The 14,134-nt window shown below is 65.8% G+C and carries 12 protein-coding genes; 7 read left to right on the forward strand and 5 right to left on the reverse strand.

Features of this window, described 5'->3' with window-relative positions:
* Nucleotides 1–24 precede the first annotated feature (24 nt).
* From V6U86_RS22635 to V6U86_RS22645, 3 genes are all read right to left on the reverse strand, one after another.
* Nucleotides 25–702, reverse strand: a complete 678-nt coding sequence (locus tag V6U86_RS22635) for an HNH endonuclease family protein (RefSeq protein ID WP_334506149.1) — start codon at nt 700–702, stop codon at nt 25–27.
* Nucleotides 703–948: 246 nt separating this feature from the next.
* Nucleotides 949–1,464 (reverse strand): Gfo/Idh/MocA family protein, encoded by a 516-nt coding sequence (locus V6U86_RS22640; protein WP_442934992.1) that lies wholly within the window; start codon nt 1,462–1,464, stop codon nt 949–951.
* A gap of 164 nt (nt 1,465–1,628) precedes the next feature.
* A complete protein-coding gene (locus V6U86_RS22645) occupies nt 1,629–3,635 on the reverse strand; it encodes an NACHT domain-containing protein (protein WP_334506153.1) in 2,007 nt (668 codons plus the stop codon).
* Nucleotides 3,636–4,037: 402 nt separating this feature from the next.
* Between V6U86_RS22645 and V6U86_RS22650 the strand changes: the two genes are divergently transcribed.
* The 6 genes from V6U86_RS22650 to V6U86_RS22675 all read left to right on the forward strand — a co-directional run bounded on the left by V6U86_RS22650 (nt 4,038) and on the right by V6U86_RS22675 (nt 9,689).
* Nucleotides 4,038–5,405, forward strand: a complete 1,368-nt coding sequence (locus tag V6U86_RS22650; RefSeq protein WP_334506155.1) for a helix-turn-helix transcriptional regulator — start codon at nt 4,038–4,040, stop codon at nt 5,403–5,405.
* 17 nt (nt 5,406–5,422) lie between these two features.
* Entirely contained in the window at nt 5,423–5,884 is a 462-nt protein-coding gene (locus tag V6U86_RS22655) for a hypothetical protein (RefSeq protein ID WP_334506157.1), read from the forward strand.
* Between the two features lie 79 nt (nt 5,885–5,963).
* On the forward strand, nt 5,964–6,308 hold the full coding sequence (locus V6U86_RS22660) for a hypothetical protein (protein ID WP_334506159.1): 345 nt from the start codon (nt 5,964–5,966) through the stop codon (nt 6,306–6,308).
* Nucleotides 6,309–6,734: 426 nt separating this feature from the next.
* The gene (locus V6U86_RS22665) at nt 6,735–7,457 is read left to right on the forward strand and encodes a hypothetical protein (protein ID WP_334506161.1); all 723 of its coding nucleotides are present in this window, start codon (nt 6,735–6,737) and stop codon (nt 7,455–7,457) included.
* The gene (locus V6U86_RS22670; RefSeq protein ID WP_334506163.1) at nt 7,454–9,463 is read left to right on the forward strand and encodes a hypothetical protein; all 2,010 of its coding nucleotides are present in this window, start codon (nt 7,454–7,456) and stop codon (nt 9,461–9,463) included. Before V6U86_RS22665 ends, V6U86_RS22670 begins: the two co-directional genes overlap by 4 nt.
* 64 nt (nt 9,464–9,527) lie before the next feature.
* On the forward strand, nt 9,528–9,689 hold the full coding sequence (locus V6U86_RS22675; RefSeq protein ID WP_334506165.1) for a hypothetical protein: 162 nt from the start codon (nt 9,528–9,530) through the stop codon (nt 9,687–9,689).
* A 143-nt stretch (nt 9,690–9,832) separates the two neighbouring features.
* On the opposite strand, the gene V6U86_RS22680 is transcribed toward V6U86_RS22675, so the two are convergent.
* A complete protein-coding gene (locus V6U86_RS22680; RefSeq protein WP_334506167.1) occupies nt 9,833–11,218 on the reverse strand; it encodes an IS1380 family transposase in 1,386 nt (461 codons plus the stop codon).
* Nucleotides 11,219–11,384: 166 nt separating this feature from the next.
* Between V6U86_RS22680 and V6U86_RS22685 the strand changes: the two genes are divergently transcribed.
* Entirely contained in the window at nt 11,385–13,283 is a 1,899-nt protein-coding gene (locus V6U86_RS22685; RefSeq protein WP_334506169.1) for a hypothetical protein, read from the forward strand.
* Nucleotides 13,284–13,293: 10 nt separating this feature from the next.
* On the opposite strand, the gene V6U86_RS22690 is transcribed toward V6U86_RS22685, so the two are convergent.
* Nucleotides 13,294–14,040, reverse strand: coding sequence for a hypothetical protein (locus tag V6U86_RS22690; protein ID WP_334506171.1), 747 nt, complete (start codon nt 14,038–14,040; stop codon nt 13,294–13,296).
* Between the last annotated feature and the right edge of the window lie 94 nt (nt 14,041–14,134).

Consider the following 14,134-nt stretch of genomic DNA (forward strand, 5'->3'; position numbering starts at 1 on the left):
CGTGGACCGTCAGCCGGATCGTGGTCAGGAGCTACAGGTGTTGAGCATGGCCTGCAGGGCGGACTTCTCCGACGACTGCAGGGTCAGGCCCCAGCTGTACTTCACGGTGATCCACATCTTGCTGTAGGTGCACCGGTACGACGACAGCGGTGGCTGCCAGGTGGAGGGATCCTGGTCGCCCTTGGACTGGTTGACGTTGTCCGTCACCGCGATCAGCTGAGGGCGGGTGAGGTCGTTGGCGAAGCTCTGCCGGCGGCTGGTCGTCCACGAGTTGGCCCCGGAGCGCCACGCCTCAGCCAGGGGGACGACGTGGTCGATGTCGACGTCAGAGGCCGCCGTCCAGGTCGCGCCGTCGTAGGGGCTGTACCAACGGCCAGAGGTGGCCGCGCAGGAGCTGTCGACGACGACGGACGTGCCGTCGCGTTTGAGGACCTGCTCACGGGTGTTGCAGCTACCGGTGATCGTGATCCAGTGCGGGAACAGATCCCGGGAGTAGCCGCTGGTCGAGCCCTGGGTCGCCACGGTCAGGGCGTTGAGCTGTGACTGCGCTGTTGCCTTCGACGGGATTCCGGGAGGCGTCGCCGACGCGGGAGTGGCGTTCGTGACCGCGAGAGTCGCGCTTACGAGGGCGGCGATCGCGATAGCTACGGCGCGCGGACGGCGGCGGGCGAGCGGCAGGGTGTCGAGTGTCAGTCGCGGCATGTGGGGCCTCCATCGTCAATGGGCGGGCAGGCAGTCACGCTCATCGATGATGGTGGCGGCAGTGCGGCGGTGTTGTGAAGTGCCAGAGACGCGTTCACGACGTCTTGCCGACGTTGGCAACTTGCGCGCCTCACGCACGTCGCGGTGAGGCGGGCACGGCAACCGGCCCTGCTGGGGCTTCGGCTCGGTGCCCGCGTCTTGCATGTGAGTCCGCCGCCGTCTTCGCCGCGACATCACCCGTCCAGATCATTGGAGTTCGCTCAGACTGCCCGGCAGGCGGTACGGCACGCCGCCCTGAGCGGCTGATGCATAAGCGGCTGTGATCGTCTGTGCGACGACGAGTGCGGACCGTGCGAGCTCTGCTCCCGTAGCGGCGGCGATCACCTGGCGGAGTACGTCGTCGGCGAGTGCGGGTAGCCAGTCATCGTGGGCATGGCGACTCCCTGGAGTCTCGGCCACTCGCCAGGTGTGTCGCCCGGCGGGGCTGTCCTCGACGAGGATGTCGTCGTTCAGAAGGACCGTGCCGCGTGCGACGGTGAGGCTATAGGTGGTCCTCCGGTGCGGCGCTCCCCACGAGAGCAGGATGTGTGCTTTGATCTTGCCGCTCATGTCGAGCCGCAACTCGGCGTGATCCTCTACGCCCAGGGTGCTGTATCTCATCGTGCAGCCGACCATTCGGACATGCATCCCGGTCAGCCATTCGGCAAGGTATATGCAGTGTGGGCCGTGATCGACGAGGACGCCCCCCGGAGACTGCGGGATTGCGGCGCCATGACGGGTTCCAGTCCGAGGATCCGCATGCTGACGTGGGGCGTTCGACTGTCATGGTGAGGCGCTGCAAGGCTCCGATTCGGTCGGTAGCGCCGAACTCGCGGTGCGGCGAGGTACGACCTTGCTGCGTGCGCACCGGCTGCTGCTGCCCGGCTTCACCTGCTGAATTCGGAGGAGGCGAGACGACTGCGCAAACGTTCGTGGCGGAAGCCGTAGGCTTGCGTCGACTCATACAGAATGCCGTGCTCGCGGGCTTCAGTGAGGAAGGCCCTGAGCCTCCAGGGGAGGTCGCCGCGGGCCACGAAATACAGATGCCCGACGGTGTAGTCCCGCCAGGCGCCCTGCCACAACTGGATCGCGAAAACCACAAAGGCGCATCCCGCCGCGACAGCGGCGACAGTTGCGGGCAACATTGGGGCAAGGACGAGTCCGAAGACTACGGCGATCGGGGCGGCCACCAGGACCCACAGCGCGAGCACCCGCCGCCGGTCGGCCGCGAGCGCGTCCCATAGCCCGAGCCTGTAGGTGGCTACGCTCTCCGTGACAACGACGTTCGCGATGCCGCCGAAGACCCGGCGGCAGAGGAACAGAAATGCCAGTGCGAGCCAGGACCAGGCACCCACCGCCAGCGCAGCGCTGACGCTTGCGTCGCGTTCTTGCGGAAACAACAGATGGCCGGATGCGACGACCGTCACCAGCAACCCGACGGGCAGGGCTAGCGTCGCGGGGACGGTCAGCTGGAGTACCAGGGGATCGCCGAATTCCTCCCTGAGCTGCCGAAGCTTTCCCGTCCGGCGGTAGATCAGCCCATAGGGTGGCGGCCGAGGTACGGGCCCGGTCGGCGGTCCGTGCGGGAACAGAACGGCAAGATAGGCAAGCAGCGCGAAGCCGACTGCAGCGACGACCGCCACAAGTGGGCCGAACGGCGAGCGTTGGTTGGCGCCAAATACCGCCACGGTCCCCACTAAGGCCGTCAGGGCGGCCAATAGACATTGGACTGTGGTGTCGCGGGGCACGCTGAATATCAGTTCGTCGGGAAATTGGTGACGGAACCGGGCAACGAATGCGAGCCAGCGCCGGGTGTCGTCCTTCGACCAGCGGCTCCGGGACCGCGGGGCGACGGCCGAGGCGACATCCCGGTCGGCGTAGGCGATAGAGATGTACCGATCGATCAGGTACTGCTCGATCGCGGCCGCATCCGGAAACCGCCGGTCGTCCATCATCTCGACCGGATCGGGTCGCCGGTGGTGTCCGTAGACGTACCGGGCAAGACTAAGAATGAGCGGGTTTCCCAGGCTGTCGAAGATCCTCCGGCGCGCCTCCGGGCCGGAGGATTTCACAGCTGCGAAGAGATCATCCCACTTCGTTGCCGCGGGCGGAGCCGACCGCCGCAGGTAGTGAATGACCTGGACTTCGGTCAGTGGTTGAAGGACGACCCCCGCAGCCGATCGCAGGACGCCATGTGTATGCGCGAGCCGCCGGTAGTCGTCCACACGGCACGTCACGACTAACGGAAATAAGCTAGCGTTCAGTGCACGCAGCAGTTTGCCCTGCCAGCCGTGGTCCACCTCATCTAGCCCATCGAGGACCAGCACCAGCTGCCGCCCCTGGATTAAGGGAACGATGGACTCAGGGGCCTGCGCGTAGGTGGATTCGATCATCCTCAGCACCCAGTCGTTGAAGGGGTCCTCTGGGTGATACCTCCGCAGGTCGAGGACCACGGGAATTACAGGGCCGGTTTCGGCGAGTTGCAGCGCGAGGATCAGCGCCAGGACGCTCTTCCCGGCGCCGGCGTCACCTAGGACGACCAGTCGGCCCGACGCAATCGCGGCGTAGGTCTGCGCGACCTGATCCTGGCCCGCCTCGGCGACGACGGGCTGGGCATCCGGATGGTCAAGCAGGTCGGCCGGAGCTGTCCGCCACGAAACTGGGAGCGGATACGGATCGGTCACGCCGCGGAACTCCAGCTCGGCGAGGCAGTGTGCCAGCACAGCATCCCGAAGGCTGCGCTCTGGACCGTCCGCCGCACCAGGCTGGGCCATGGCCTCTCCCAGCACGACGCCCGCAGCCAGCAATGCCGTACCGGTCCAGACGACAATCTGCCATTTTCCTGAGACGGTCACCGTGCCAGCGGCGATGTTTCCGATGATTCCCAGAAGCACAGCCAGAACGCTGAGACGCCCGACCGACCACGCAGTTCGGCGACGCACCTGGGCCCACCCCCTGTCTGATCTCCATCGACACCCTGCCGGAGATCGGCCGGACGGGCAACGCCGCCAAGATCCTCGAACACCTAACGTCCGACTGACAGCAGGGCTGTTGAACACCCGCTTACGTGCCCGCCCCCGCTTCTGGGCCGCCACGCGCGACAACGCCCGCCCTGATCAATTGCCTGGCGTTGCCCCGCTCGCTCGTTGCCGAAATGACTTGCCGAATGATCAAGGTTTTCAAGTTCCGTTGCACTTTCTGCCGTCTTCCTTGATGCACTCTGCGGGTTTCCGGCACCCTGCTGGACAACGCTGACCGCGAAGGCGAACGAGCGGCGAGGAAGGACGGAGGTTGACATGGCCAACCAGTTGCACAGCCGAGCCGCACTGCTGCGGTGGTGGCGCACAGAGCAGTCCGAACTCAGCCTCGAAGAACTTGCTCGGGCTGTTGGAGTGGAAAGTCCGACAACAATTCATAACTGGGAAACCGGCCGAACCGACGGGCCGAGACCGCACCAACTGGCTGCCCTCGATACCTGTTTCGGTGTCGGTGGAACGTTGCACGGCCTATATGCCGCGCTCCGGACGCCCGATGCGCTCGATGCGACGCCGCGATGGTGGCAGAACTTCCAGGGAGAGTCACGGCCATGCTGGGCGTGGCTCCGTGTCGCGGGCGGGCAGCCCGGGGTCGCACGAATCGACGCCGGCCCGTTCCGACTCGACTGCGAGGTCCCGGCCGGTGAGGGGGTCTTCGTGCAGGCGTACGCGTTCGCATCTAATCCAGCCGTGATCGTCCGGCTCGACAGACCTGGCTGGGTCGACTTCGGATACGGCGTGCTACCCACCAACATCGGCACGGACGTCATCGACGCGGTCCGGTTCGCGGTCGTCGGGCCGCGAGGTCCCCTCGACCATGCCCTGGCGCAGGCCAGCCGGGCATGGCTGCCCCACGAGTTCGGCGGCTCCGACCGTTGGTTCGACAACCTCAAGCAGCACTTCGGGCACTTCGGGCATCGCGTCGAGGTGGCTCGGCACGCTGTCTTGGCGGCGATGAAGGCGGCGGTGTCCACCGGCATTGACGTGAGCAGCGTTGATGCGTCCCGTGATGGAGTGCCACAGCATTGGGGCAGCGAGCGATATCGGCGGCTCCGTGTCGCACGCGGCCTGAGCCTGTCCGACCTCGCCCAGTTGACCTCCGCGCTGGACCCGGACTTGTCCGCCGTCACTAAGGATCACCTTCATCGGCTGGAGCATGGGTCAGCACCCCGTATACCGGACCTGGTCGAGCGCCTTGATATGGCGCTCGGGGCCGATGGCCGGACGTGCACCGCCGAAGTGACGGCGATTCAGGAGGTCGATCGCGGCGTCGAGATCACCTTTCCGTCGTACTGGGTCGGGCCGGTCTGGGTGCAGTTTTTGCGGTTCGGCAAGGCCACCGAGAGCCGGGCCCGGCTCATTTGGAGTCCGTGGCACAAGAATCTCAAGCTCTGCGACGGCGTCGTCGTTACGACCAGACGGTCTGAGCCGACCAACGCGCCGCTGCGGATTGACCTCGCAGCGGGGTGGCACGTACGCGCCGGAGTCGGCGTTCATCCCCGCGCCATCGACGTCAACGAAGGCTGGGGACTAGTCAGCCGCGACATGGCATTCGCGACCCTCGCCCATTACTTCAAGGTCCTGGAAGCCGCGTTCCGCCTCCCCCCAAGAGATGGAACGCCATCGTGAGAAGAAAGGAATCTGCCATGCGCAACATCACCCGGCTGGCCCAGCTGAAGATATGGACAGCAGCCCTTGTCGCCGCCGCTGCCGGCGGTCTGGTCTCCGCCGGACCGGCTCAGGCCACCTGGAACGACCCGCAGGTCAACGTGAGCGGGCACCTCGACTGCGGCGGCGCCCAAGAAGCCACCTGGGTGTGGTACGAGGCAACCAACGGCGAACGCGGATGGGCCAAGAGCGACCTCTGGACGAGCGTCAACCGTGCCGTTCCTGGCGCACTGAAGCTCATCCAGATCAAGAGCTACAGCCTCAGCCTCTCCAACGTCTCCAAGGACGGCACTTGGCTGACCATCAAGGTGGGATGCAAGGGCGTACTGAGCGGCCAGGTGAAGGAGTACAAGACGGGCTTCGGCGTCAACCGGCCCACCTTTGGGCGCAGCGTGACCCGACACATCTGCTCCGACGCACCGCTCGGCTGCATCTGGTAGGGCAGTCCCGCCGCTTGATGTATAAAGCCGGCCAAAAATCGCACCAGTCACCCCGCACAACCTCGACAAAGGAGTGAACGTGGAAAACACCGTCAGCCGCCTAACGGAAACTCCCGCTGGACGCAGCAAGAAGTTCATCGCCACCGCTCTGACGTCCCTCGCTCTCGTGGGCGGCACCGTGACCTTCAGCGCCACCCCGGCCCAGGCCCACACCTGCCGAGGGGAGGTCTATTGGAACGCCGGTGGCGGCGGTTGCAGCTACGAGGGCCGCAGGACCCGCCTCGCCGTCGAGTGCAAGGTCATCGGCTCGTACTACACGTACACGGTGCGCGGGCCCTGGTTCGACCGCTACGTCTCCTGGTGGGACACCCGGTACTGCAACAGCAGCTCCCGGGCCACGAAGGCCTACATCGAGTGGGAGTAACCTGCCGGCGCCAGACATCCTGAGCTCCCATCCGCTACTACGAGGCCCCGGCTACATAGCCGGGGCCTCTCTGTGTGATCCGTCAGCTGATGTGCGACGTAGCTTTGCCAGGTGATGTGCGACGGGTGCTCTAGGAAACTGAGGTAGCGATCCGCGGTCGCTGGCCTTTGATGCTACGGACTCGTCGATGGATTCGTGATCCACTCCGCCGCCGGCCGGGATCAGACCGGACGTCAAGGAGACCACGCGGACGAAGCGGGACGGAGGGGATGCGCGTCGGACGAGCAGCCACCGAGCAGCCACGGATCAACCGCCGTCCTGGCTGACGTCAGCCAGCCGGCGCTGGGTGTTCGATCGATCGGCTCGTAGATCGACCGCCTCGGCCAGAAGTCGCCTTACAGCGCGCGACGGGCCTAGACACACACTGTGGTGATCCGGTTGGCTCTACACGTGACTCAGGTGATGGTCCGGCACGCCAGCCTCTGGCAAGACGCAGTTCGGCTCCTGTTGTTGATCAACACAGCCGCGAAACCGGTGGTCGACGACAGCGAGGCACCACCGACTGCCGTAGGCATCGTTCGCACCCAGGTGCGGTTGCAGAAGCTGGACTTCTGGGTCCGCTACCCGGACTACCTCGCCAACGAGCTTCTGAACGAGTACGAGTCCCACCCGGACTCACCAGGACTTGTCGACGAGGCGGAGTGCATCTTGTCGTCGCAAGAGCCCGACCTTCGCCGTTTTCCCATGCTGCGGCACCGCTTCGGCGCCTTCGAGCAGCTGGACAACGCCCTGTCGGTTCTCATCGAGAGGGGCTTAGCGCGTAAGCACGACCGGCTCGGCGAGCGCAGAGTCCTTCAGCACAACTATTACCTGCTCGAGAAGGGGCAGACGACCGCGGCCGACCTCCTGAGGGAAGCACCCGCGCTCGGCTGGTACGGCGATCGGACCCGGACCGTGGTTGCCCTCGTCGACAGCTTGGGTGGCAGCCACATCAAGGCTCGCCAGTACCTACAGCGCGAATACGCCGACACCCCCATCGGCTCCTACATCCCGCCGATCACGGAACAGGCCCGCCGCCGGCTGGCCGAAGTCCGGGCCGCTGTCCCGGCCGCCACTGCCCCCGCTGCCCCTGAGGAGCTGGTCCGGTGACGGCCACTGTGAGCCCTGCGGCGGTGCGGACCTGGACCCCACCCAGCCCCGGCGAGCTGCTGGCGACCGCCGCGGCGAAGTCCTCGGCGACGGTGGCCGATGTAGAGACCGTGCTGCGGGAATTCGGTATCACCCTGCCCAGCCCGATCCCGCCGCATCGGCGCATTAAAGTGCTGCGGCTGCGCGTCGAGGGCGTCAAGAAGACCGGCGAACAAATCAACATCGACCAGCGCTTGGACGCCGGCGTCTGGGCGATCATGCACCCGAGCAACTCCGCCGGGAAGACGAGCCTGCTGGAGTTCGTGGTATGGGGGCTACGGGGCCGACCACGCGATTTGCCTAACCACGTCAAAGCCTGGGTCCGACGCATCGCCGTCGACGTCACCGTCAGCGGCCAGCACGTCCGCGTGGTGATCAACCAGGATGTGTCGAGCGGGCGCCCCCGTGTGACCGCTGTGTTGCTGTCGGCCGACACCGAGGGCCACCTGCTGGCCACGGATGACGGCGAGCTTCGGATGCTGGTCAGCGCCGACGGCGAGGAGCCGGTGGAGCAGCTCATCGGGGCCTTCATGCGGGAATCGCTTGGCCTGGATTCCACGGAGCTCTGGAACAAGAGTGGCGGGCTAGACGGCGCGGGTGCCGCTCAGGTGCACGGCTGGCCGGCGTACTTTGGCGCCTTCTACCTCAACCCGGGGGGAGAAAAACTCCTGCTCGGAGACGTACCGGGAGCGCTGCCAGCGAAGTTGCTGGAGCTGTTCATCGGGATCCCGTACACGTCTCTGCTGACTCACCTCTCCGCGGCGAAGAAGCGGCACGCAAAGTCCACGAACCAAGCCGCTCACCGTGCCGATCAGGACCGGACGATTCGCGGCCATGAACGCGCGCAGTGGATGCAGGAACTCGAGGACACTCGCCGGCAGCTGGTGAAAGCGCAGGGGGCCGTCGGTCCATTGGCCGAGGGGGCGCTAGCGGCGGTTGATGCCGCACTGGCTGACCTGCGTGCCGCCCGGGATGCCTTCACGGCCGCCGAGGATGCTCACCAGGCCGCCGAGCAGGCGTGGCTGTTGTCTGAACAGCAGCTGATGGATGCCCGGGAGACGGAAGAGGCTCGGCGGGTGCTGGGTCGACTGTCGCCGACCTGCTGTTCGCGCTGTGAAATGCCCTTCGAACCGGATCGGTACTCCGTTGAGCGCCAGGACGCCTCCTGTGCTGTCTGTACCCGTCCTCTACCGCCGGTGGATCCGGAGCTGACGGCCGCCAGGCTCGTCGAGCTGGAGGAGCAGGTGCGCGACTCTCGGGAGGCACGGAAGCAGGTCAAAGCGCATCTCGACGTCTGCGCTGAGCAAGCATCGGAGGCCCAGCGTCGCCATGGGGCTGCCGTCCTGGAGCTCACCAACGTCAGCGTGGCGCGGGCGTATCAAGCGATGCGCGATCTGGACCTCAAAGCGGCCCGGTTGGAGGGCCAGCTACAGGCGACCGGCTCTGACGATGGCGGCGAGCCGGCCCAGCCGAACCGCTCGGAGCAGATCCTCCTCACGTTTCACTCCGTGGTCGAGGGCGCGGTCAAGGAGGCGGCGAAGCATCTCTTTCCTGACTTGAACCAGCACATCGTCGAGTTGGCGCGCACCTTCGGGGTCCCAGACCTCGACTCGGTGGACATTCAGCGCAACGGTCAGATCAACGCGATCAAAGACGGCGAAAAGACGCCCTTTCACGACTTCAGCCGCGGCGAGCGCCTGCGGATGCGGATCGCCACCGTCATCGCCATGTTGCGAATCAGCACTCGGCGAGGCGCCGCCTCCCACCCGGGGCTGCTGCTGATCGACGCCGTCGGCGCAGAGGAAGTGACAACGGAACCAGGCCGCAAACTGATCATGGCCCTACGGGACCTGGCAGAGGAACTCCCGGCACTCCAAATCATCCTGACAACAGCAACACCGCCGCTGATCAACGGCCTACTACCCAACGGAAGGATCATCACCAATGATGGTGATCACATGTTCTAGCGCGAAAGTGATCTACTGAGCCAGGGCCCGAGCACGGCCGGCGCCACTGACCGGGGAGCGCAGGATGACCACGGTGGAAAACGCCCTCGCGGCATGGGCCACAGCCGCGACCCAGGAACAGCTCGATCAGGGCCCGAGTATCTCGGACCTCGGCGGCATGGACGCCGTGCTGGTGGAAGCACTGTCCCTGGCTAAGCCTCGATCCGTGGATCGGCCTCGGGGTTGATCTCTTGGTCGGATTGAATCGATCTTGATTGGCTGAGGGTGCGGCTGTTCTGCTGGTCTGCCCAGCGTGCTCGGTTCCTCGTCGTCACGTTGGATGCGGTGCGGTGTGTCGTGCTGTGGGGTGGCAGGTGTGGGGTGTGGGGATCAGGTGACGAAGACCGCCCGCCAGAGGGTGAGCCAGGCGTCGGCTCTGGGCCAGTGCGTGGGCAGGTGCAGGACCGGGCGGCGTTGGGGTCGGGCGAGCCGGGCCGGGATGTTGATCAGATGGGTGCGCAGGGTGGCGCCTCGGGCCACCGTGTAGCGGGCGGTGCCGGTGAGGGTGCCGGCGGCGCGTAGCAGGTTGTGGGTGATCGCGGCCAGGATGTTCCAGGCGGCGTTGGCGCCGAAGGAGCCGGAGGGTTGGTGGGCCCAGGGCCCGTCGATGAGGTCGGACCAGACGGTCTCGCAGATCGCGTGGCGGCGGTGGGTGATGTCGGCTTCGCCGACGGGTTCGGGGTTGTTGGTGAAGAACGGGTGGTAGCGCCAGACCGGGAATAGGGGATCCTGAGTGTTGGCGTCGAGCACTCGCCGAACGACGAGCCGGGCTGTGATCTCGTGGCGGGTGCCGGCGAACGCGGTGTACTCCACTTCGGATACCTGGGCGTCGGAGATCAGCTCCCCGGTGTCGGGATCGACGACCGCGCCGGGGTAGTGCACGGGCGTGTACTGCTCGTCGGGAATGCTGGCGATCGCGGCGTCGACCGCGGGGTTGCGGGCTATCGCGAACGAGAACATGGCCCCTGCCTTGACCACCGCGTTGACGACCTTGCCGCTGCAGTACGCGGAGTCGCCACGCGCGACGATGTTCCCGGCGTCCGCGCCGGCGGCCTTGCCGGTGTTGATCGCTTCGGTGACCATGCTCGCCGCGCCTTTGGCCGAACCCGCGCGTCCGGCCCGCAACCGCACCCCAGCCACCACCGGCGCTGCGGTCTCGGTGGAGATCGTGATGGCGAGGGGGGACAGGCCCCGGCGCAGGATGGTCTTACCCGCGATCTTCGTGTGCCCGAACGAGGCGCCCTGCTTGGCGTGTCCGTACACAGGGCGCAGCAGTGAGTCGATGTCGATGAAGACGCGCTGATCGATGCCGTCCAGCACCGGGGTCCGCGCGGCGAGCGCGACCAAATGCCGGCGCAGCACCGCTGACAGCTGCCGGGCATGGCCGTGGGTGAACTCCCGCAGGAAGATCCCCAGCGTCGCGGCCGCGTAGACCCCGCCGAACAGCTTCTTCATCCCACCGGACCGCACGGCGTCGAGGTCATCGATGCTGTCCGCGCCGGCGGCCATCCCGGCGATGATCGAGGTCAGCTTCGGCGTCGAGTTCGCTGCCCCGGACTTGACCCGCTCGCAGGCGAACCGGACGTGCTCGTCCAGCAACCGGGACAACCCGGCCTGCTCGGCCAATTCCAGCAGTGGCACCAGCCCCGCACACGACACGAGATTGTCCTCGTCGAACACCGCGCCGTCCGCACGCCAAGCGTGAGATCCTTGCACCGAGAGTGCCCTTCTGAGCTGGTGAGATTCGAGTTCTAGACAAACCCGATCATCCCAGCCCAGGGGGCACTCTCGTCACATTTCCACGCCGTTCGAGCCACAGTGGACGTGACCTTGTCCACGGATTCAGGCTAAGGGCCCGCTCTTTCCCTACCTGCTGCAAGCGGTGGCACAGGACGCCTCGCAACCCCCTGCTGCCCAGACAGAGCCGCTCCTCGCCGCGATCAAGGCCGGGATCCGTGAGCCTCACGCAGCCTGGGTCCTGGCCGAAGCCCTCGACGTCCTTTACCAACACCCCGAACTGCTAGGCACGTTCGGCAAAAGCACAGCACTGTCCTTGGCTCGTCACGCCACTGACGCACTCCAGGGCGGCCTCGATCCGGCATACGCCCACACTGCGATCGCTGGCCTGCTGCAGCTATCCATCAGCGAGCACGCAAACCCACACCAGGTCCTGTGGATCCTGACCGAGATCGACGGCACAGAGCCTCCTGAGGCATTGGAGCGCCTGCCCCTGCTCATCGGAGTCGCACACGACCACTACGACGACGAGAATCTTGTCGCGGTGTTGCAGAGCCTTGAGACACATCTTGATCTACCACCAGCCACCCGCAACGACGCTCGCTACGAATTGGCCGTGATTGCCTTGCGGGCCGGCCTGCAAGCATCTGACCGAGCCGAAATTACGCGGCTGCTCCGTGACGCAGCGATGCTCATGCACAGGGTCGACTGCGCCCAGGAGGCGCGCCTCGACGCGCGCGCCTACGCCTACGCCGTCGACGCCGTGCTCCTGTTCACGGATCTCGCCTCGGGGCCGGACCCCGCAATCCGTAACCGCATCGCTGCCGCAGCCGACTCCCTCGGAGCCGTCGTCATGCAGCGCGGCGCCTGGTCCAGCCGTATGCATCAGCCGCGTTGGCTCGAAGCCCGAGGCCAGACCGATGCCGCCTGGGCCCGGCTCGTGACAACCCTGACTACCACCGCCACTCACCTGCATGAGCCGAGCTGGTACGACGCCAGCGCCGTGCTGACCAGCGTTTTGCAGGTCTACGAAGCCAGCCGGGCTGTCCACACACTCGCAGGCGCAGGAGGGCTTGAGCGGCTGGTGTCCCCCTCAGTGGAGGCCGCTTTCATTCATGAGATGGGTCTACTCCATCACCTGGAGCAAGCGCTCAAGGTCGATCCATATATGGCCGCACATCCTGACGCCAACAGCCTGCACGGCGCCATTGGCGCTCGCCGAGCGGCCCTCGGCGCTGGATCACCAGCGGAGCCGCCGGGAAAATCGTCGGCTGGGCAGCCGGTCCTGGAGCTGCTCGAAGCCGTCGAGGACCCTGACCTTCAGGAGCACCTCCGCAAAATGGTGCTTGACCACGAGCGCGGCTACGCCCTCACAGGGAACGTCCTACTCGATCAGACGCTCGAGCGCGTCCTTGAAGAGTTGAGTCGCAGTTCTGCCTGGAAGCACCCAGTAAGCGCTCATTTCACCACACTGCTAAGCCACGTCCTGCAGTTCGTTCACCATCGCTTCGACGCCCAGGCCGACTACCTGGGCTCCGTGACCGCATACCTCGGTCCTCCCCCGCCTGGGAAGCAGTGGCCGGAAAAGGCTCTGCAAAACGACTGCCTTCAGCACCTGATCTCCAGACTTCCCAACAGGACGGTGCATCGCGAGGTGGTCGACGTTGCCTCTGGGCGCACTGACATCACCTACACCCCGTCGCCGGGAATGCGGTACAACGTCGAGGTCAAGCGCCACAACAGCGGCTGGACCGCGCCAAGCCTGGAAGACAAGTACATCGCCCAGGCAGTCAACTACACCGCCACCACCCCACCTTTCGGCATCCTGCTCATCGGGGACCACAGCAACCACGCGAGCGGCTACACGAGCTTCGACGACAGCGTTTGGGTGGTGTCACGATCCCGAACTCCCACCGAAACTCCCCGGCTGATCGTGGTGGGCGTGCTCCCAATAGGTCGTCCCACGCCGTCCGCTCTACGCTGGAACCTCTCCGACGGCATGCATGACCGAAGCCCCGTTGCAACCGCAGCCGAACAGGGCTAGATGCCGAACGTCAGGGCGCCGGTTCGGCGCGCCGAAGATCCGGCACGAGTTCGTGATCATCGCTGATCTTGTAGATTTTCCCGAGGTAGGGCTGACCGCTACGGAGGCGCTCGATCGCACTCATGGCCAGAACGGCGCTCCAGCCCAGTGCGAAGTCCTGCTCGGGATCACGGCCGCCGACTCCATCAGGGCGCAGTGCGGGCGTCTCGCGTTCTCCCCGCCACTCGAGGTACGTGGTGAGCGTTGCGAGGCTGACATGCACGGCGCCGCTGAGTTGCCGGTACAAGCCGTAGATGGCTCCAGTACCGCCGTCGAACCAGTCCGAGATGGCGAGGATGTGGACCTGCGGCTCGCCTGGCGGATGATGCAGATCTGATTGCATCTGCGGCGGGATAACCGTTCCGCCTTTCTGCAGGTCCCTGACCATGTTCCGGTGGATCCTGTTCATGGATCCAATGACCTCATCCTCGCCGTCGTTGGTGTGCACGATCCATTGGGCGGCGAGGGCATGTTCGAGCGCTACGCGCACGTTGACGCGCGCAGCGTAGGTCAAGTGATGGTCATGCAGAGCGAGGGACGCCGCGACCTGAGCCATAGAGTGGGCGACTAGGGAGTACGTCGCGTTGAACTTCCTTAGCAAACCACGCTCGACCTCGAACGCATCCGCGGTGCGCCAGTGCTCGAGGGTGGCGCGAGCGGCCGACAGATGAAGCCGCGCAAGCCGATCCAGCTCAAGGTCATCTCCTGCGAATGTCATCCGGCCTAGCCTCCGTTTCTTACTCAATAGCCTAAGGGACGTCTCGTAACTGGGTGAAGGCGTTGCCCGGCCTCAGGCCGGTGGTCAGCCGGCG

Origin of the sequence: Micromonospora sp. CPCC 205558, from assembly GCF_036902955.1 — a bacterium.
GTDB lineage: Bacteria > Actinomycetota > Actinomycetes > Mycobacteriales > Micromonosporaceae > Micromonospora.

Excerpts from the sequence above, each read along its gene's own strand:
- V6U86_RS22635 (WP_334506149.1), bottom strand. The coding sequence starts at position 702 with ATGCCGCGACTGACACTCGACACCCTGCCGCTCGCCCGCCGCCGTCCG.
- V6U86_RS22650 (WP_334506155.1), top strand. The coding sequence starts at position 4,038 with ATGGCCAACCAGTTGCACAGCCGAGCCGCACTGCTGCGGTGGTGGCGC.
- V6U86_RS22655 (WP_334506157.1), top strand. The coding sequence starts at position 5,423 with ATGCGCAACATCACCCGGCTGGCCCAGCTGAAGATATGGACAGCAGCC.
- V6U86_RS22675 (WP_334506165.1), top strand. The coding sequence starts at position 9,528 with ATGACCACGGTGGAAAACGCCCTCGCGGCATGGGCCACAGCCGCGACC.
- V6U86_RS22690 (WP_334506171.1), bottom strand. The coding sequence starts at position 14,040 with ATGACATTCGCAGGAGATGACCTTGAGCTGGATCGGCTTGCGCGGCTT.